Origin of the sequence: Billgrantia pellis (assembly GCF_008297955.1) — a bacterium.
Taxonomy (GTDB): Bacteria; Pseudomonadota; Gammaproteobacteria; order Pseudomonadales; family Halomonadaceae; genus Halomonas; species Halomonas pellis.
The window spans coordinates 522,539-542,298 of sequence record NZ_VTPY01000003.1 but is presented as its reverse complement, the minus strand read 5'-3'; the positions used below and the strand labels follow the sequence as shown (position 1 = coordinate 542,298).

Below are 19,760 nucleotides of genomic sequence, written 5' to 3'. Positions count from 1 at the left end.
TGCTTCATGATTCTTTCTGCCAGCGATCTGAAGGCCAGGCTGCACGCCCCCGAGATCGTCGTGGCGCCGGGCGTATACGACGCCCTGAGCGCCTCGCTCGCCGCCGATGCCGGCTTCGATACCGTCTATCTCTCCGGGGCCAGTATCGCCTACACCCAACTCGGTCGCCCCGACATCGGCCTGGTCAGCGTGAGCGAGGTCAACGACGTGATGTCGCATATCCGCGAGCGCACCGAGCTTTCCGTGGTGGTCGACGGCGATACCGGTTTCGGCAACGCCATGAACGTAATGCGCAGCGTACGCCTGCTGGAGCGCGCGGGAGCTAACGCCATCCAACTGGAGGATCAGACCTACCCCAAGCGCTGCGGTCACCTGCGCGGCAAAACCCTGGTGCCCGAGGAGGAGATGGTGGGCAAACTCAAGGCCGCGCTGGATGCTCGCGACAGCGACTCGACCTTGATCATCGGCCGCACCGACGCGGTGGCGGTGGAGGGTACCGAGCGGGCCATCGAGCGCGCCCGCGCCTACCGCGAGGCCGGTGTCGACATGCTGTTCATCGAGGGCATTCGCAGCGACGATGATATCGCCAGCATCATGGCGGAGTTCCGCGGCCAGATCCCAATCATGGCCAACATGGTGGAAGGGGGCGACACGCCGCTGCAGAACGCCCGGGCGCTGCAAGAGCGGGGCTTTTCATTGGTGATCTTCCCCGGTGCCCTGGTGCGTGCCTTTACTCACATGGCGGGGCAGTTCTTCGACATCCTGCGTCGCGACGGCACCACTGACGCCTTCCGCGAGCGCATGCTCGACTTCGGCCAGCTCAACGAGGTGCTGGGCACCCGCAAGATGCTTGAGCTGGGCGAGAAATACGACGGCCGTTGACGCTCAGGACAATGACACGCACATCGACAAGGAGAGAGCGCATGATCTCGACCGACAAGACCGCCAAGGAAATTTTCTTCGAGGCGATGGCCAGCCCTCAGCGCGTGCCGTTCGGCTTCGGCCGCAAGGCGGTGCTGATCAACGTCGATCCGCAGAAGGCGTATACCCGCACCGACCTCTACAAGACCGCCTACGAGACCGACCCTCGCCAGCTCGAGTACGTCAACCAACTGGCGCGCGGCTTTCGCCGGCTCGGCTGGCCAGTGGTGTGGACTCACGTGGCCTTCCTCGATTCCGCCGAGGATGCCGGCGTATGGGGCACGCGCACCGACACCCCCGACTCGCTGCAGAACATCAAGTATGGCTCCGACCGTGCCGCCTTCGACGAGCGGGTGGAGATCGACCCGCGCGACGTCATCTACACCAAGCGCATGCCCTCGGCCTTCTTCGAGACCCCGCTGCAATCGCTGCTAGTGTGGCACCAGGTCGATACCGTGATCGTCACCGGCGGCTCCACCTCCGGCTGCATCCGCGCCACCGCCGTGGACAGCCTGTCGCGGGGTTACCGCACCATCGTGCCCATGGAGTGCGTGGCCGACAAGCACGAGAGCTACCACTACGCCAACCTCACCGACCTGCACCTGAAGTACGCCGACGTGATGAACGTGGCCGACGTGCTGGCCTGGCTCGAGACACGTGCGGCCGAGCAGGCCTGAGCGGCAAGGAGGCTGAGATGCAGGCAGAAATGAAAGAGCGGCTGGGCGCCTATGACTACTGGCCCTACGAGGATCGGCCGAAGATCACCTGGCCGAACGGGGCCCGGGTGGCCTTCTGGGTGGCCCCCAATATCGAGTACTACGAGCTCGACCCGCCGACCAACCCACAGCGCAAGCCATGGCCCACGCCGCACCCCTCGGTGCCCGGCTACAGCATTCGCGACTACGGCAACCGGGTCGGGCATGAGCGCCAAATGGCGCTGCTCGACAAGTACGGGATTCGCGGCTCGGTGTCGCTCTCGGTGGCGCTGTGCGAGCATCACCCCGAGATCATCACGATGTGTCGCGAGCGCGACTGGGAGTTCTTCAGCCACGGCATCTACAACACCCGCTACACCTACGGCCTGAGCGAGGCCCAGGAGCGGGAGATGATCCGCGACGGCATCGAGACGATCCACCGCCATACCGGGCAGAAGTGTGCCGGCTATCTGGCGCCGGCGCTGTCCCACTCCGAGCATACCCTCGACCTGTTTGCCGAGGTGGGCCAGGAGCTGTTCGGCGAAGAGGGTGGCATCTACACCTGCGACCTGTTCCACGACGACCAGCCCACGCCGATCCACCTGCGCTCGGGGCGGCGCTTCATCTCCATGCCCTATTCACTGGAGATGAACGACACCATCGTCTATGCGGTGAACAAGGTAGAGCCACGTCACTACCTGACCATGCTCAAGCGCCATTTCGACCGGCTCTACGCCGAGGGCGCCGAGTCGGGCACGGTGATGTGCATTCCCACCCATAACTACCAGGTCAGCTGCCCGCACCGCATCAAGGCCTTCGAGGAGGCATTGGAGTACATCACCGGCCACAGCGACGTGTGGGTCGCCACCGGCCGCGAGATCGCCCAGCACTACCTCGCTCATCACTACGACGACGCCCTGCGCGACATCGAGGCCAAGGCCGCCACGGCAGGGAGGAGCTGAGAGATGTCCCTAGGACCGGAATACCTGCACTACCCCTGGCGGCGCCACGGCTACGATCACGACCGCTATGCCTGGTCGATGCTCGGCGACCGCCGAACGATCCGCTGGCCCGGCGACAAGCCGCTGGCGGTATGGATCAACGTCTCGCTGCAGTTCTACCCGCTCAATCAGCGCGGCGTGCCATTCAAGGTGCCCAACGGCATGACCATGCCCTATCCCGACCTGCGCCACTACTCGCTGCGCGACTATGGCAACCGGGTAGGCATCTACCGCCTGCTGGCCGCCTTCGAGCAGCGCGGCGTTCGCCCCACCTGGGCGATCAACGCCCAGCTTGCCGAGCGGACACCCTATCTGCTGGAGCGGCTCAGGGCTTACGGCGGCGAGTTCCTGTGCCACGGCTGGAACATGGACCATCTGCACTACGGCGGCCAGGATCGCGACGAGGAGGCCGCGGTCGTGCGGCGCTCGGTCGAGACCCTGCGCGAGCTGACCGGCCAGCGCATTCGCGGCTGGCTGAGTCCGGCCAAGCACCAGAGCTGGAACACGCCGGAGCTGCTCGCCGAGAACGGCATCGAGTACTGCGGCGATTGGATCAACGATGACATGCCCTACGCCTTCGCCACCGAGCGGGGCGAGCTGACCATGATGCCGCTCTCGACCGAGATCGAAGATCAGTTCGTGATGTGCCAGAACCTGCATTCGGAGGACAGCTGGGTGAACCAGGTGACAGACGCCTTCGATTTCCTGCTGGAGGAGGGCAGGGCACAGGGCGGCCGGCTGCTGGCGCTCAATCTGCACCCCTGGCTGGTCGGCCAGCCGCATCGCATCGGCTGTCTGGAAGCGGTGCTCGACCACATTGCTGCGCATGCCGAGGTGTGGCAGGCGCCGGCGGGGGAAATTCTCGACGCCTATCGGGCCCAGGCCGGCGACAACGACTGAGGAGACATCATGGCTATCGTGGCTGTTGGTAGCGGTGAGGCGTTCGAGGCGCACGTGCCGCTGGTCATCGTGGGCGCTGGCGCCTGCGGTTTGGTGGCGGCACTCGCCGCCAAGCAGTTCGGTATGGATTCGGTGGTGCTGGAGCGCGACGCGCTGCCGCGGGGCAGTACCTCCATGTCCCAGGGATTCATTCCGGCGGCGGGCACGCGCTTCCAGGACGAAAAAGGCGTCAAGGACAGTCCCGAGCTGATGGCCCAGGATATCCAGCGCAAGAACGGATACGAGGCGGATCCGGCCATCGTGCGTGCCTTGGCCGAGGCCTCCGCCGGCGTGGTGGAGTGGCTGGCCGACGCTCACGGCGTTCCCTTCGACCTGGTGGAGGGCTTCCTCTACCCCGGCCACAGCCGCATGCGCATGCATGCCACTCCGCGGCGCACCGGAGAGGAGCTGATGGGCAGCCTGCTCAATGCCGTGGAGGCGGCAGGCATCGACCTGCTCACCGAAGCCCAGGTGGTGGACCTGCACGTCGACGATAGCGGCCGGGTGCACGGCGTGACCCTGGCACGTCCCAATGGCAGTCGGGAATCCATCGGCTGCGACGCCCTGATTCTGGCCTGCAACGGCTATGGCGGCAATCCCGAGCTGGTGGTACGCCACTTGCCGGCACTGAAGGATGCGCTCTACTACGGCCACGAGGGTAATCAGGGCGATGCCCTGCTGTGGGGCGAGGCCATGGGTGCCAGCTTGAAGGATCTAGGTGCCTGCCAGGGCCACGGCTCGCTGGCGATGCCGCACCAGACCCTGATCACCTGGGCGGTGATGATGCGCGGCGGGGTGCAGGTCAACGCCGAGGGGCAGCGTTTCTCCAATGAGCACGGCGGCTATTCGGAACAGGCGGCCAAGGTGCTGGCCCAGCCGGGCAGCATGGCCTGGAACCTGTTCGACCGGCGCATCCACCAGGCGGCGCTGGAATTCGAGGACTACCGCAACGCCCATATCGCCGGTGCGGTACGCACTTTCGACAGTCTGGAAGACATGGCCGTCGGCCTGGCGCTGCCGCGGGATGCCCTTCAGGCCACTTTTGCCGAGATGCACACCTTGGCCGGGAACGGTGAGGCCGATGCCTTTGGTCGGACCTTCAGCGCCGAGGATCTATTGGTGGCGCCCTATCACGCCATCAAGGTCACCGGGGCGCTGTTCCACACCCAGGGCGGGCTCGAGGTGAACACCCAAGCGCGCGTGCTGCGCAAGGACGGAGCCACTTTCGCTAACCTTTTCGCCGCTGGCGGCGCGGCGCGCGGGGTATCCGGTTCCGGGGATAGCGGCTATCTCTCCGGCAACGGCCTGCTCAGTGCGGTGGTGCTGGGCGCCATCGCCGGCCGAGAGGCGGCACGGAAGCTCTCATGCGAATCGGCGGCTTAGTCGGTTTGCCGCGAGAGGGGCCTGGCTCAGGCCCTTTTCCTTCGGCCGAGCCGACCCGCTCCCTCGCGTTGAGCAGAAAACCCAACGGTTAGCTTAGCCGCTGAAAATATTATGCATGTGATGATAGTTAGCTTGGCGCCGTTCATACGCAAGGAAATCATCGGTGATGCCCTTGCCGCGGTTGCCACCGCGCACGGCGCCGGCACGGATATCCTTGAAGGCCATGCGCCAAGTGTCGGGTAGCGGTTGGGAACCAGGAATGGTCATCCATAAGCGCAGCAGATGTCGTTTACGGAATTCCTCTTCATAATCCTCGAAGTCGGTTCTTGAATGCACGACGGTATAATTATTGAGGAGCTGTATATCGCCTTTTTCGATGTTCATTGAGAAACAGAATCTAGGCTCCTTGAGCATCTCGTCCAGCCAATCGAGTACTTCGATCTGGTCGTCTTCCAGACGCGGTACATCATCGAAATATTCTTGGGCCGCGGTGATGTTCTTACGGTTGGTACGGAAGGCAGGATAACCCTGTGATTCACCGTAAAGTGGGCAGGGGTAGATGTTTGGCTCATCATTTGCTCCAGCTCCTTGCAGGCTGAAGTAAAACGGTTTTTGCAAAGCCGCTTCCAGATCGGGGCGAGTGCGCTTGAGCTCTTCGTATATCGCCAATGAACTGGTGATCAAGCTAGTGCCACCGGATTTGGCCGGATGAATGCATAGAAGAGAGACGACATCGCAGAAGTCGACGTGAAAGTCGAGGCCGGCATTGGTGTTATAGCCACGTCCACCGTTGACTTTGTACTGGCCGCCGGTGTCTTTGACCGATGTCATGATATCACTGTTCTTGTTCTGGGTGCGGGCAACGCCGACGTGTAGGCCGATTCCCCAGTAAAGTGTCTTGATTTCATCGACACTATAGCGCTCGACGGGGAAGCCCTTGAGCAGGCAAAAGCCCCACCCCTGCTGGGTGCTGGCGTAGGCAGCCTGGATCTCCTCGAGCCCGGCTTGGGCAAGGGGGAAATCGTTCGGTGTCAGCGAGAGCAAGGGTTTTGAAGTTGACTTGGCATGCTGCAATGCGCTGTCAATATCCTCAATGGCTGCGTCGGAGAGAAAGCGAACCCAGCTTGTATCTCTTTCCACGTCACGGCTCAGCCATGAACGACATTGCGCGATCTGATTCATTCAATTTTACCTCGCATTATCTTAGTAAATGGTGTTTCATGCGATTTACAGGTTAGCGATGTCGTCTGTTTAACAAAAACGATATTCTTGAAATCTTGTCTCAAGAAAAACTGGTGCGACAGCCAGTGTCCCCACTGGCTAATGAGAAAGGCGGATAATAAAGGCGAGCTACTGCTCGAGGTTGGCTTTGAGTGTATCGAGGATGCGTGTTGAAGGTGCTACGAGGAAGCGATTTTTCATAAAAACCAGCGAGGCAGCGTGGAACTGGACATTGCTGCTGGCCACGGCATCTTCCGCAACGACAGTGTAGTAGTCGTGATGGGCACAGCTGCGCACGGATGACTCGACACAGCCTTCTGTATTGGCACCGATCAGTACTACGGAATCGATGCCGTTAGCCTTGAGAATCATGTCCAAACTTGTGCCCAGGAAGGCGTCTGGACGCAGCTTCTCGATAATGGGGTCTTTTTCTCGTGGCTCAATACCGTCACAGAACCTGGCCCCCCAGGAGCCTTCCAGTGTGTAACTGGGACTCTTGCCATCTCGAACCTTGAGACGTAACCAGGCGGGGCTATCACCCCGCCCATCGGGCAAAGTGATTTGACGCACGAAGACCGTGAGCAAGTCCATGGATTGCCACTCGGCAATGAACCTGCGCATATTGGGCAGGTGGGCCTGTGCCAAGGACATGTCTCTGCCAGCTTGGGCGAAAACACCTTCAGCCTCGAAGAAGTCGTTCTGTATATCGATGGCTACCAAGGCAATCGACTCGGGAACGAGCACCTCCTCCAGCGTTTGCCGAACCGTCTTTCCATGCAGGGTGATCATGTCGTCTCCTTGCTGATGTGATACGTCGTCTTGTTACGCAGCATGTGAATGGCCAACATAAACAGCAGCAGCGCGCCGCCGATGACGGGGAGAAGAACGCCTGGAGCGATCAGGCCGAAGGCAGACAGCGAGAACAGCAGTCGTTCCCAATACGCCAGTGGGAAAACCAGATACCCGGACATCGCAGCTCCGATCAGCGTGACGCCTATCAGACCGGTAATGGCGTAGGCAGCGATGGTCAGCCCATCACCGATCATCAGTATTTCAGGGTGGAAGACAAAGACGAACGGGATGATGAATGCGACCAGTGAGAGCCGAATGGCCGTGATGCTGGTGGGTAGCCAACTGGCTTTGGCCATGCTGGCGCTGATGAATACCGTGGCGCACAGCGGCGGAGTAAGGCCGGCAAGGATGCTGAAGTAGAAGATGAACATATGCGCGGCAATGGGTTCCACGCCGAGCCGTACAAGCGCCGGCGCCACGACAGCGGCGGCCAACATGTAGGCGGCAGCGGTTGGTAGTCCGGTGCCGAGCAGCATGGCGACGACCATGGCCAGCATCAGTGAGATCAGCAGGTGGTCCTCGCCCAGGCCGATAATGGCCGAGGTAAAGGTGACCCCCATGCCGGTAGTCGAAATCATTGCCAGGAGAATCTGCGCGCCGGCAATGAGTACGGCGATGGCAACCAGGCCAATCCCCGCATCGATACAGCCTTCTCGGAGATTGTTGAGCCGTACTTTGAAGTCGGACCAACACCGCGTGCCGAGCAAGAAAAGCACCACCAGGATGGCGGTGGCGGTAAAGGCGGCCATGGCTGGCGAGAAGCCACGTACCAACAAAGTGATAAGGGTGCCCAACGAGAGGAATACCGGGCCGGCACGGCGCAGAGTCAGCACGTCCTTGGCGCGGGGCAGCTCATCGCGTGTCATCGGCTTGTAACCAAGTCGCTTGGACTCGAAATGAATCCCGGCCAGGCAGCCAATAAAATAGAGCAAGGCCGGGACGATAGCCGCGACCATGATGGTGATATACGAGATCCCGATAAGCTCAGCCATGATGAAGGCGCCGGCTCCCATGATGGGAGGCATGATCTGCCCGCCAGTGGAGGCAACGGACTCGACTGCTCCGGCAAACGTGGGTCTGTAGCCCAGCTTTTTCATCAAGGGGATGGTGAAGGCACCGGTAGTGGCCACATTCGCTGCGGCTGAGCCGGAAACGCTGCCGAACATGGCGCTGGAGATGGTGGCGACCTTGGCACCGCCTCCAGTGGTTCGGCCACCGATAATCATGGCGAGATCCATGAAGGTCTGGCCGCCACCGGTGCGCAGCAGCACGGCGCCAAAGATAACGAACATGGCGATCACCGTGGCTGAAATACCTGTAACCATGCCGAACAGGCCACGGGTCGAGAGGTAGAGAACTTCCGCGGCGAAACGTGGGTCAAGGCCGCCGTGGGCCAGTGGACCGGGCAGGCTGGGGCCGGCTAAGGCATAGGTGAGCCCAGCAATCCCGAGCGCGGGTATGGTCCAGCCGATCACCCGACGGCAACCTTCGAGTACCAGCAGAGTCGCGATGATCGCAAAGATGAAATCGACTTGGGTCATTCTGAAGGTGAAGCCCATGATACGGTCATAGCTCCAGATCAGGTGACCGATTACGGTAACGATGCCGATGATGACGCCAATGTCGATCAGCCCAAGCGGGGTATTGCGTGCGTCATCTCGGCGCATGTCGTAAAGGCAAAATGCCAATATCAGGGTGCCTCCAACGTGGAGTGAACGCTGAATCAGGTCGGGAAAGGAGCCAAAGGCACCGGTGTAAAGGTGGAACATCACCATGGTAGTGCTGAGCAGGGCGATCAAGTGGCCGCGAAAGCGCACCATGGGAGAATAGACGGCACCCTTAACGGGCGCCGAAACGGGGGACTCTGGGGTCACGGTCAACCCTCCTCGAGCTCATCTGGCATCAGGCGCTCGGGGATTTCATATCCCTGTTCCAGGATGTAGCGTGCTACGCCGGCATGGAGCGGCGTCTGGCCGCGTTCCAGAGTCTGCTCAATGATGTTTAGACCCTTGATGGCCGAGTAGGACTCGGCGACGGTGTCGACATTTTCGACCACGGTTTTGAAGATGTCGTAGGCGGTATCCTCGGGGAGATCGGTGGTAGTTCCGATGGTGATAAACACCACACGCAGATTCATGGGGCCGGTTTCGTAGGGGGTTTCGTCAACGGCCATGAAGTCGAAGTGCGGGTATTCGGCTTGGACCTGCTCGATTTCGTCCGCCGTCCAGCCCAGAATGCGAATATCACGAGTGGTTTCGGCATCCATGATGGCGCTGTCGGGAGCATTGGGTGGGCCTGCCTTGGTAAAACCGATGATTCGGCGGTCTTGAAAGGCGGTAACCGCATCGCTCATACCGGTGCGAAACCAATTGGGCTCAACGCCGAGGGCCTCCATGGCCTCGAAGGTGGCACGCTCTGTGCCGGAGCCACGCCCACCGCCACTGAACGCCTTGCCGCCGAGGTCGGAGTAGGAGGTCACGTCGGAGTTGGCATCAACCACTGTCAGGTAAGCCAAGGGGGTGGTGACCCAGAAAGTCCGGAAGTTGGGGTTTGGGTCGCCTTCGAATGGACCAAGCCCTTGGTAATATTCAAATAGATCGGGTTCGGCCATCATCGCCCAGTCGACCTGACCTTCACTCAAACGACGCATGTTGTCGAGACCGCCGCCCGTCTCGAGCACGGAGTGATTGACGTCGTCGAGCTTGGCATTCAGCAACTGGGAGACGGCTACGAAATAGGCGTAGAGAGAGGAGGCCTGGCTGGTGGTGCCCACGGAGAGTTGCGTTTGTGCCTGGGCGCTGAAGGGTAAGGCGAGGAGCAGTGCGGTGCCGATACCGGCAGCGAGAGGGGTCTTGTGCAAGATTTTTGCGAGTCGCATGGGGATCTACCTCTTATTGTTATCGCAGCGGCGATAGGAATGAAGGCGTTCTTGTTGTTGTGTCGAAAGCACTCAGCTGGGCTCAGTGAAGCGTTCCTCCAATGATGTCCATTCCGAATAGTCGAACAGTGACCAGAGGCCATGGTGGTCGAGCATTTGGTCACGCATCGGCTCGGTGCTGCCGCTCTTGGCGAGAGTGGCAAGTAGCTTGGCGCCCTGAAAGCCGAACAGGCGCGTCAGTGAATTGGGATAGATGGCCAGGCGATAGCCGAGTGCAGTAAGTGTTGCTGAGTCAAGAAAGGGGGTGCGGCCACCTTCTACCATGTTGGCTAGGGTGGGGCATTGCAGGCGTTGGTTGATTTGTCGCATCTCCGCCTGGCTCTCGGGTGATTCGACGAAAATGATGTCGGCGCCAGCTTCGCGATAGGCCATCGCGCGGTCGAGGGCTTCTGCCAGACCATGACCGGTACGCGCATCTGTCCTGGCGATGATCATCACGTCGGCGTCATCCCGAGCATCCACGGCAGCTTTGATTCGTCCTTCCATTTCTGTGATGTCGACCAGCTTGCGGCCAAGTTCATGGCCGCACTTCTTCGGCCAGGTTTGATCTTCAATCTGCATGGCACTGACGCCGGCTCGCTCCAGTTCGCGAACGGTGCGCACTACGTTGAGTGGGCCGCCATAGCCGGTATCGACGTCACAGATGATGGGGATCTCAACGACATCGGCGATGCGTCGCGCACGCTCGGCGACTTCGGCAAAGGAGATGACACCGATATCGGGGGCTCCCAGAGCGCTCATCGAGACACCCGAGCCGGTGATGTAAGCGGCAGGAAAGCCTGCCTCGGCGACCAGCCTTGCGGTGAGGCAATCGAAACAGCCTGGTGCCATGGTCAAGGTTTCGCGGTTGATCAGCTCTCTTAGCCTGGCGCTACGCCCTTGGGCCTGGGCGAGGCCCAGGGGATAGCCTGGCCGGCGAGTTACAGCGGTAGTCATGTGCTTCTCCTGGCTGTGACGCTTGAGTACTTCTCGGCCCACTGGTGGGGTGACATGAAGCGGCGTTCGAGATCGTATACGTGATCCATGCCCATCAGGCTGTGGGTCTCGGTAAAGTCGGCAAACATCGTCGAGTCGGCCGCCGTGGTGCCTGCATGGCGAATGTGCGCTAGTGCCCGCTGCATACCGTGAATGGCACTAAGCAGGGTACTGACGGGCAGGCTGACACGGGCGACGCCACGGTGTTGGAGTTCGTCGAAGGTCATGTCAGGCGTCTTGCCGCCCTCGACCATGTTGATGGCTAGGGGGCCGCGAAAGGCATCGGCCATGGCCGAGATGGTGTCGAGGTTATCGGCTCCGTCGACGAAGACCATGTTGGCTCCGGCGTCGAAATACGCGTTGGCACGATCGATGGTCGCAGCGAGTCCCTCGACTGCCAGAGCATCGGTACGGGCGTTGATGACGAAGTCGGGGTCCTTGCGGGCATCGACGGCAGCACGGATCTTGCCGACCATATCTGCGCAGGCAATGACCTCCTTGCCTTCCAAATGGCCGCAGCGCTTGGGCATTACCTGATCTTCGAGATTGATGCCGGCCGCGCCGGTTGCTTCGATTCCCTGTACGGTGTACCAGACATTGACGGCATTGCCGAAACCGGTATCGCCGTCCGCCATCACCGGTAGTGACGTGGCGTTCACGATGGCGCGTGTGCGGTCACACATGTCGGAAAGTGAGAGAAGACTGACATCCGGCATCCCGAGATGTCCGGCCGAAACGCCAAGTCCACTGATTTGCGTGGCTTCGAACCCGGCCTGCTGGACAAGTTTTGCCGAAATCGGATCGTAGGCGCCAGGCATGACGAGTATTTCAGGGCGCTCGATGAGCGACTTGAGTATTGTTGTTGGTCTCATGTTTTTCTAATATCTCTAGGTAATTTTTCTTGCTTTAGATTGTTGCTGCCTCGGTCGTAGCACTCTTTAGCGTGCCGGCTTTATGATAAGCTAACAAAATGGAGAGCTAAGGCCAGTGATTTTTTCTTTATTCTGTATTGAGCTTTTTTGATGATGAAAGATTGTCTATGGACGAAAAATCTTTCAAGATTTTTTTAGTGATAATCAATAGCTTGTCGCGATTCTCTATTTTTCTGTTTACCAATGAGAAGCGTAGATTTGGCGTATCGTAATTTAGCGGAATCGTCTCTATGTCATAATTCTTTGCCAGGCGAGGGTCGGGAAGAATGACAACGGCTGATCCGTAACCCGATGAAACCATGGATATCACGCCTTCAAGTGACTGAAGTTCAAGAGAAGGAGGCTTTCCGCCAAAGAGTGTCATGGCAAGATGCCGTGATAACTTTCCCAAAGACGTCGTCCGATCATAAGCAATCCAAGGCTGACTCGATAAAGATTGGATGTTATCGGCATTTTCCGTTCGTCGTGGACTGATTAAACAGAAGGGAGTCTCTTTAAGCAGCTGCCATTCCAGTTGTCGGTGGTTGGCAGTGGCTGGTTCTGCCACGATGGCAGCATCTAGGTCGCCGACCTTGACGGCTTCGATCAGCTCTTGTGAGCGTCCTGGAACACAAGTAATTTCTAGGCCGGGAGCGCTTTGCCTGAGCTGATTGAAGAGAGGCGGCAGGATGACCGGCTGCATGATGCTGATGGTCCCCAATTTAAGGCGGCCCGCAATCGATGTCTGCTGACCATTGCGCAGTTGCTCGACTTCCTTGAGCAACGGCCCTACCCGTTGGCAGAGATCGCGAGCGAATGGCGTCGGGGTGACCGATTGTCCCGTGCGGTTGAACAGCGTCTTCTCGAAATACTGCTCTACCGTCTTGACCTGCATGCTGACTGCGCTGGGCGTGATATTGACGGCCTTGGCTGCCAAGGCAAAGCTGCCCTTGTCGACGATGGTCATTACGGTGATCAGGAACTCGAGCCGCATGTCTTGCTCCTTGCGCCGGTGGTCGGCTGGTGGTGGGAGAGGTCACGAAGAGCCCGCAATCAATGTCAAGAAGTGGCGCGGCGGCGCTTGACGAGGCTGCCGATGATGCGCGGTAAAACCGAGAGGAGTAGCAGAGTCAGCAGTACGAGAGTGATGGGGCGATCGGCGACGAATGCGAGGTTGCCACCGCTGATCTGCATGCTGCGTACCAGCTCGCCTTCGGCCATGCCGCCGACCAGCAGACCGACGACAGTGGCGGCGACCGGGAACCTGTAGCGGCGCATCAGCCAGCCGATGATACCGGTAGCCACGACAGTGATAGGGCCGACCATGTTACCGGTGATGGCGTAGGCCCCGATCACCGACAGCACCATCACGATGGGGATCATCAGCTTGAGCGAAAGCTTCACGATATAGCCGGCCAGAAAGATGAACCCAAGTCCGACCAGCAGCAGCAGCAATGCTTGGGCCATATTGCCAAGGATCAAGGCATAGACAATATCGGGGTTTTCGCGGATGAAGCGTGGTCCACCGGTGACATTGTGCAGGGCGAAGGCACCGAGAAGTACGGCGGTGCCGGCGCCACCGGGCAGCCCCAGTGCCAGTAGGGTGATCATCGAACCACCTTCAGAGCTACTGTTGGCCGATTCGGCGGCGATCAGCCCCGATGGATTGCCCTTGCCGAACGAGGCTGGATTTTTTGAACGCTGTTTGGCGGTGGCGTAGGCGGCAAGGTTGGCGATGCTGGCGCCGACACCGGGAATGGCGCCGATGACAGCGCCCATGCTGCCGCCGCGCAGCAGTTGGAATGGCTTGCTGGCTGCCGTCACCATTCCGCTAAGAATGTGGCGGAATCGCACCACACGCAGGCGGCTGTCTTCGACGATGTAGCGTTTGCCAATCAGGTTGAACAGCTCCGAAGCGGCAAAGAAGCCGATCAGTGCAGGAATGACTGGGATGCCGTCGAGCAGATACATGCTGCCGAAGGTGCCGCGCATCTGGCCGGCGTCGCTGTAGCCGATAGTGCTGATCAGGATACCGAGAATACCGGCTGCGATGCCCTTGGAAATGCTCGCATCGTTGAGTACGGCGATCAGCGTGACGCCCCAAATCGCCACTACCAGCATCTCGGTGGGACCGAGGCGAAGCACCCACTGGGAGATCGTTTGAACGGTGAATAACAGTAGCAAGTAGCCGATCAGGGTGCCGAGTACCGAGGCGACCAAGCCGATGCCCAGTGCTTGGGCGTGCTCGCCGCGCCGGGCCATGGGGTAACCGTCGAAAGCGGTAGCCACCGAAGAGGAAGTGCCGGGAATGTTGAGCATGATCGCAGGAATCGCCCCACCGAAGCCGCCTCCGGTAAAAATGGCGGTAAGGAACAGGATCGCCGGCAGAAAATCCATGTATAGCGTGGCGGGTAGAAACACCGCCATGGCGATCGAGATCGACAAACCCGGAATCGAGCCAAAGAACAATCCGATGATCAGTCCTGGCGGCACCACCAGCCAGGCGGCCGGGGTGTTTCCTAGCAGGTTGAGGGCAGCGTGGAAGGCCTCGGCGTTGATCATGTGGCGGGGAGCCTCTTTTCAGAGCGAATGGGTCACAGCAGCAGGGTGGGCAAGCGAATACCTAGCAGTTTGACGAACAGCAGCACGATAATGCCCGAGACCAGCGCGCTGAAGCCGACCATTACCCACCAGCGCTTCTCGCCCTGCAAATAGAGCGCCAGGCATAGGAACAGCAAGCTGCCGAGATCGAAGCCGATGATCGGAATCGTTGCCACGTAGAGGGTGAGCAGCCCCATGAACAGCACCGCGGGCAGCGCCGAGGCGTCACCCTCGGCATGTTTGGCGGCGTCGGACTGCCGATACCAGTCGATGACCTGGGTACCGACGGTGACCAGTAGCGCGGTAATGCCGATGCCGGCGGCTGGCACTATCAGCAGCCAGTCGGTGACGCCGCGTGCGGCGGCGTGAACGTCATGGGCGTAGTAACCGAATAGGGCGACCAGAGACAGCGAAAACAACACGCTGCCGAGGGGAAAACCGTGTCGCTGTGTCGAAGCTGCCATATATGCCTCCCGCAAGGTCAACCCATGTAGGCGGAGTCGAGCGCCAACGTCATTTCAGCAGCGGCGCGTACTGCTGGACGGTGCGGTAGGCCTCGTCGACTAATTGTTGACTCTCTTCGGGGCTGACCCATTCGGCACCGATACCGGCATCTTTTGCCCAGGCCTGGTACTCATCGCTCTCAAGTGTCTCCTGATAGACCTGGAGCAGCCGTTCATAGCGCTCTGGATACTCTTCCTGCAACGAGGCATGAGCGATCAGGCCGGTGACATTGCCACCCATCAGCGGTAGCGGCTCGACATCAAGGCGCTCCATTTCATCATTTAACAGCGGGGCGTCCCAGTTGTCGCTGGGCGTGTCGTTGACGACCGCTAGGGCGCGCACTTCGTCACTTATGGTCAGTGCTGCTTCGGCAGCCAGGATCTCGAAGTCGACCTGGTTGCCGGCCAATGCCGCGCGCAGCGGGGCGCCCCCGCTATAGGTGACGAAGCGTACGTTGTCGTGCTCGATATCGAGCGCATCCATTATTACCAGCGTTTGCAAGTGGCCGCCGTTGCCGACGATGATGCCTGAACTGACTTTGCCGGGCTCGCGCATCGCCTCGACCAGTTCCTCGAGGGACTGATAGGGGCTGTCATTATGAACGGCGACGATGCCATAGTCGTTCCATTGCGCGCTGAGTAGTTGGAAATCATCCCACTCGACGGGCGCACCTCCGACCTCGATGGCGCTGGCGAGGTAAGGCGTCGCCTGCATGACCAGCAGGGTATGTCCATCGGCGGCCTGCTGTTGAAAATAGGTGGCCCCCAGTGCGCCGGCGCCCCCTGGGCGATTGATGATGCTTACCGGCACCTCCAGGCGCGGCGACATGTGTTCGGCCAAGCCGCGTGCCATCCGGTCGGCGCTTCCGCCGGCGTCGAAAGGTACGACAATTTCGATGGGGCTTTGTGGCCAGTCGGCCTGGGCAGCACTGACTAGGCTAGCAAGTAGGAAAGATGAGATGCCGCCGATTAGCTTGGGCGTGCAGCGTTTGAGGGAGGCAGTGAGCTTGCATGATTGGAGGTGGTGTTTCATCAGGCATCTCCGCTGTGATTGTTATGATGGGATGGTTTCAACAAGTTGGCTCATCGAGATGAAGCTTGAACTGGCAAGGGTCATTGATGCATGGTAATTTTGTTATGTCAATAGGACATGAGGTCGGATGAGCGAAAGCCGTCAACCCGGAAACAGCCGTAATACCAACTCCAAAGGAGGCGCAGTGGCAGACCTCTCGAAACGCCAGCTAAGACGGCATGCCAGCGATCCGTGGCCGAAGCATCATCGCGTTTACTTGGTTTTGCGCCAGGCGATCCTCGAAGGTCATTACACCTCAGAGCAGCCGCTGCCCAACGAGATTGCCTTGAGCGAACAGTTTCAAGTTTCTCGTATCACCGTCCGCAAGGCGATGGAGCGTCTGGATCGTGAAGGGCTGGTGGTTCGCTACCGTGGAAAAGGTACCTTCCCGGTCGCCTCCAACGAGGCGTCGCCGGTGCAGGCGAGTATCTCGGGCGTGATCGAGAACCTTATCGCCATGGGGCTCAAGACTGATGTAAAGGTGATCGATTTCGGGTATGTGGCGGCCACGGCGGAGGTTGCGCAGGCCCTGGACGTGCTGCCCGGAGCGCTGGTGCAGAAAGCTACGCGAATCCGCAGCCACCGCGAATTGCCCTTCTCGTTATTGGTCACCTATGTGCCGGAGCCAATCGGCCGCACTTTTTCTGAATCGGATCTGGCTTCCCAGCCGTTGTTGCTGCTGCTGGAACGTGGGGGGGCCAAGGTGACCAGGGCGGAACAGACTATCACCGCCAAATTGGCCACTCCCAGCCAGGCCGGTTTACTCGATATGGAGCCGGGTGATGCCCTACTGTGCATTCGGCGCACGGTATTTGCCGAGGACGACTGTCCTGTCGAGTATATCGAGGGATTCTATCGTCCCGACACCTATGAGCATCAGATGTCACTGGGGCGCAAGACTCGTGACGATAAGCGTTTCTGGGAGGCATGATGCATCGGCATGGGGCCTCTTCCTGATTCGGCAAGTTTCGGATTGCCACCTAGCACAGCCCTGAACTAGGGCAGCACCAACTCTCGCGCCTCGCCCATTAACAGCGCCCGGTTGGCTTCCAGCGCCTCGCGCAGGAAGTCCCACAGCAGCCTCACCCGCGCCAGGCGGCGCTGCTCCTGGCGCGCGGTGATCCAGAACTGGCGCACGATCTCCACCTCATCGTCCAGCACGCTGTGAAGTCTGTCGTTGGTCTCGGCCATGAAACAGGGCAGCACGGCGAGCCCCGCGCCCTGCAGGGCGGCGGCGTGCTGGGTGGTCACGCTAGTGCTGCGAATCGAGAAGTGTGGCCCCGCTTGGCCTACTACCGCCGGGTCGAGCAATGGATCGAGATAGCTGAGCTGCTCGCTGAAGATCAGATCGTCCACATAGCCAATCAGGCGATGGCCGCCCAGGTCAGCGAGCCGGGCAAGGCGACCGTGGCGGCGGAAGTAGCTCTCGCTGCCGTAGAGTTTCAGCCGGTAGTCGCAGAGCCGCGAAATAACCAGCCCCTGGCTTGCCGGGCGCTCCACGGTGATCGCCAGGTCGGCTTCGTGGCGACTCAGGTTGACCACCCGGGGCAGGGCGAGCAGATCCAGCGTGATGCCAGGATGGCGCTCGCAGAAGGACGAGAGCAGCGGGGCGATCACCCAGGTGCCAAAGCCTTCGGTGACGCCTAGGCGAATCTGCCCGCTGAGCTGACGGTTCTTGTCGGAAAGGCTCTCGCCCGCCTCGAAAGCATGACGGGCCATCTCTTCGGCATGGGCCAGCAGCTGCTGACCGGCCTCGGTCAGGTGATAGCCATGAGTGCTACGCTCGAAGAGCTGGGTATTGAGTTTTTGCTCGAAGCGGCGGGTCCGGCGCGATAGGGTGGAATGGTCGAGCCCCAGACGCCGGGCGGCGTCGGTGAGCCGCTGGCTGCGCGCCACTTCGAGGAAGATCTGGATGTCCTGCCAGTCGAGCATGGATCACGCCTCGGGTGAGCGGCTGGAGGTTGAATGGTTTGTGCATCTTTGCACAAGTCATGTGAAGAAGTACGGATTGTCACGCCATGCCACGGCTATATAGACTCGAAATCATCATGCTTCGTGTAATTCTACACAGAAAGTCTAATCCGACTCACCCACACAACCACTACAACACGAGAGGAGCATCGCCATGTCCGTACGCGAGATATCCATGTTCATCGACGGCCAAGCCGTCCCCTCCCAGAGCCAGGAGTGGCGCGACGTCATCAACCCCGCCACCCAGGAAGTGGTGGCACGGGTGCCGTTCTGCACCGCCGAGGAAGTCGACCGCGCCGTGGCCAGCGCCAAGGCCGCGTTCAAGGAGTGGCGCAAGACGCCGCTGGCCAAGCGTCAGCGCATCATGCTCAAACTGCAGGCGTTGATCCGCGAGCACACCGAGGAACTCGCCGCGTTGGTCACCGAGGAACACGGCAAGACCCTGCCCGATGCCGCCGGTGAAGTGGGGCGCGGCCTGGAAGTGGTGGAACACGCCTGTTCGATTACCTCGCTGCAGCTGGGCGAACTGGCCGAGAACGCCGCCAACGAGGTGGACGTTTATACCCTCAATCAACCGCTGGGGGTGGGGGCCGGTATCACCGCCTTCAACTTCCCGATCATGCTACCTTGCTTCATGTTCCCGCTGGCCATCGCCACCGGCAATACCTTCGTGCTCAAGCCCTCCGAGCAGGACCCCAGCTCCACCATGCGCCTGGTCGAGCTGGCGCACGAGGCGGGCGTTCCTGCCGGTGTGCTCAACGTGGTGCACGGCGGCCCGGATGTCGCCAACCAGATCGCCGACCATCCCGACATCAAGGCGCTGTCGTTCATCGGCTCCAGTCACGTGGGCTCGCTGCTCTACAATCGTGCCGCCGCGGCTGGCAAGCGCATGCAGGCGATGATGGGTGCCAAGAACCACTGCGTGGTGATGCCCGACGCCAACCGCAGCCAGGCGATCAACAACCTGCTGGGTTCCGCCTTCGGCGCTGCCGGGCAGCGCTGCATGGCCAATTCGGTGGTGGTGCTGGTGGGCGAGGCCAAGGCGTGGCTCGACGATATCGTCGAAGGGGCGCGCAACATGAAGGTGGGTCCGGGCACGCAACGCGATGCCGACCTCGGCCCGCTGGTCTCGCCGGCCGCGAAGGAGCGCGTGGAGCGCCTGATCGGCATCGGCGAGCAGGAAGGTGCCAGGCTGTTGGTCGATGGTCGCGGTTATCAGGTGGAAGGCTATCCGGACGGCAACTTCGTCGGCGCCACCGTGTTCGCCGACGTCAAGCCGGAAATGACCATCTACCGCGAGGAAATCTTCGGCCCGGTGCTGTGCGTGGTCAGCGTCGACACCCTCAGCGATGCGATCGAATTCATCAATGCCAACCCCAACGGCAACGGCACCTCCATCTTCACCAACTCCGGTTGGGTGGCGCGCCGCTTCGAGACCGAGATCGACATCGGCCAGGTGGGTATCAACGTGCCGATCCCAGTGCCGGTGGCCTACTTCAGCTTCACCGGCTCGCGGGCCTCGAAGCTGGGCGACCTGGGTCCCAACGGCAAGCAGGCGATCCAGTTCTGGACCCAGACCAAGACCGTCACCGCGCGCTGGTTCGAACCCGAAAACGTCTCCAGCGGTATCAATAGCACGATTTCCTTGAGCTGAACCGGCCTGGTGTCAACGTGGCCTCTCCCACCTTGGGGGAGGCCACACCATTCGGGTAAACGGCCAGCGGACTAGTTGAAGAGCGGATAGTTAGGCGGTAATCACGAAGGCATAGCTGTTTTA

Annotated in this window: 18 protein-coding genes; 7 read left to right on the top strand and 11 right to left on the bottom strand. The window is 60.4% G+C overall.

The window, feature by feature from the left end; translation table 11 throughout:
- The first annotated feature begins 6 nt into the window (after nt 1-6).
- From F0A17_RS08335 to F0A17_RS08315, 5 genes are read left to right on the top strand one after another with little or no spacing between them, the layout of a single operon-like run.
- Nucleotides 7-882: an isocitrate lyase/PEP mutase family protein gene (locus F0A17_RS08335; RefSeq protein ID WP_149327881.1), complete on the top strand. Its 876-nt coding sequence runs from the start codon at nt 7-9 to the stop codon at nt 880-882.
- Nucleotides 883-923: 41 nt separating this feature from the next.
- Entirely contained in the window at nt 924-1,598 is a 675-nt protein-coding gene (locus F0A17_RS08330; RefSeq protein ID WP_149327880.1) for an isochorismatase family protein, read from the top strand.
- Nucleotides 1,599-1,615: 17 nt separating this feature from the next.
- Entirely contained in the window at nt 1,616-2,578 is a 963-nt protein-coding gene (locus tag F0A17_RS08325; RefSeq protein ID WP_228716843.1) for a polysaccharide deacetylase family protein, read from the top strand.
- A 3-nt stretch (nt 2,579-2,581) separates the two neighbouring features.
- Complete coding sequence (locus F0A17_RS08320) at nt 2,582-3,517, top strand: polysaccharide deacetylase family protein (RefSeq protein ID WP_149327879.1); 936 nt, start codon at nt 2,582-2,584, stop codon at nt 3,515-3,517.
- Between the two features lie 9 nt (nt 3,518-3,526).
- Nucleotides 3,527-4,939, top strand: coding sequence for an FAD-dependent oxidoreductase (locus F0A17_RS08315; protein WP_149327878.1), 1,413 nt, complete (start codon nt 3,527-3,529; stop codon nt 4,937-4,939).
- Between the two features lie 93 nt (nt 4,940-5,032).
- Here F0A17_RS08315 and F0A17_RS08310 read toward each other — a convergent pair whose 3' ends face one another.
- The 10 genes from F0A17_RS08310 to F0A17_RS08265 all read right to left on the bottom strand — a co-directional run bounded on the left by F0A17_RS08310 (nt 5,033) and on the right by F0A17_RS08265 (nt 15,973).
- Nucleotides 5,033-6,121, bottom strand: coding sequence for a TauD/TfdA family dioxygenase (locus F0A17_RS08310; protein ID WP_149327877.1), 1,089 nt, complete (start codon nt 6,119-6,121; stop codon nt 5,033-5,035).
- A 168-nt stretch (nt 6,122-6,289) separates the two neighbouring features.
- The gene (locus F0A17_RS08305) at nt 6,290-6,949 is read right to left on the bottom strand and encodes a cysteine hydrolase family protein (RefSeq protein WP_149327876.1); all 660 of its coding nucleotides are present in this window, start codon (nt 6,947-6,949) and stop codon (nt 6,290-6,292) included.
- Nucleotides 6,946-8,811, bottom strand: coding sequence for a TRAP transporter permease (locus F0A17_RS08300; protein ID WP_187774656.1), 1,866 nt, complete (start codon nt 8,809-8,811; stop codon nt 6,946-6,948). Before F0A17_RS08300 ends, F0A17_RS08305 begins: the two co-directional genes overlap by 4 nt.
- Before the next feature lie 77 nt (nt 8,812-8,888).
- Nucleotides 8,889-9,890: a TAXI family TRAP transporter solute-binding subunit gene (locus tag F0A17_RS08295; protein WP_149327874.1), complete on the bottom strand. Its 1,002-nt coding sequence runs from the start codon at nt 9,888-9,890 to the stop codon at nt 8,889-8,891.
- A gap of 72 nt (nt 9,891-9,962) precedes the next feature.
- Nucleotides 9,963-10,886, bottom strand: a complete 924-nt coding sequence (locus tag F0A17_RS08290) for an isocitrate lyase/PEP mutase family protein (RefSeq protein WP_149327873.1) — start codon at nt 10,884-10,886, stop codon at nt 9,963-9,965.
- Nucleotides 10,883-11,797 (bottom strand): isocitrate lyase/PEP mutase family protein, encoded by a 915-nt coding sequence (locus F0A17_RS08285; protein ID WP_149327872.1) that lies wholly within the window; start codon nt 11,795-11,797, stop codon nt 10,883-10,885. Before F0A17_RS08285 ends, F0A17_RS08290 begins: the two co-directional genes overlap by 4 nt.
- 127 nt (nt 11,798-11,924) lie before the next feature.
- Entirely contained in the window at nt 11,925-12,830 is a 906-nt protein-coding gene (locus tag F0A17_RS08280) for a LysR family transcriptional regulator (protein WP_149327871.1), read from the bottom strand.
- 65 nt (nt 12,831-12,895) lie between these two features.
- The gene (locus F0A17_RS08275) at nt 12,896-14,398 is read right to left on the bottom strand and encodes a tripartite tricarboxylate transporter permease (protein ID WP_149327870.1); all 1,503 of its coding nucleotides are present in this window, start codon (nt 14,396-14,398) and stop codon (nt 12,896-12,898) included.
- 32 nt (nt 14,399-14,430) lie between these two features.
- The gene (locus tag F0A17_RS08270; RefSeq protein ID WP_149327869.1) at nt 14,431-14,901 is read right to left on the bottom strand and encodes a tripartite tricarboxylate transporter TctB family protein; all 471 of its coding nucleotides are present in this window, start codon (nt 14,899-14,901) and stop codon (nt 14,431-14,433) included.
- 49 nt (nt 14,902-14,950) lie between these two features.
- Nucleotides 14,951-15,973, bottom strand: coding sequence for a Bug family tripartite tricarboxylate transporter substrate binding protein (locus tag F0A17_RS08265; protein ID WP_149327868.1), 1,023 nt, complete (start codon nt 15,971-15,973; stop codon nt 14,951-14,953).
- 127 nt (nt 15,974-16,100) lie between these two features.
- Here F0A17_RS08265 and F0A17_RS08260 point away from each other — a divergent pair, with 127 nt between their 5' ends.
- On the top strand, nt 16,101-16,943 hold the full coding sequence (locus tag F0A17_RS08260) for a GntR family transcriptional regulator (RefSeq protein WP_149327867.1): 843 nt from the start codon (nt 16,101-16,103) through the stop codon (nt 16,941-16,943).
- Nucleotides 16,944-17,008: 65 nt separating this feature from the next.
- Here the strand turns inward: F0A17_RS08260 and F0A17_RS08255 are convergent, their stop codons facing one another.
- A complete protein-coding gene (locus tag F0A17_RS08255; RefSeq protein WP_149327866.1) occupies nt 17,009-17,944 on the bottom strand; it encodes a LysR family transcriptional regulator in 936 nt (311 codons plus the stop codon).
- Nucleotides 17,945-18,137: 193 nt separating this feature from the next.
- Here F0A17_RS08255 and F0A17_RS08250 point away from each other — a divergent pair, with 193 nt between their 5' ends.
- Nucleotides 18,138-19,637 (top strand): CoA-acylating methylmalonate-semialdehyde dehydrogenase, encoded by a 1,500-nt coding sequence (locus F0A17_RS08250; protein WP_149327865.1) that lies wholly within the window; start codon nt 18,138-18,140, stop codon nt 19,635-19,637.
- Nucleotides 19,638-19,760: the final 123 nt, after the last annotated feature.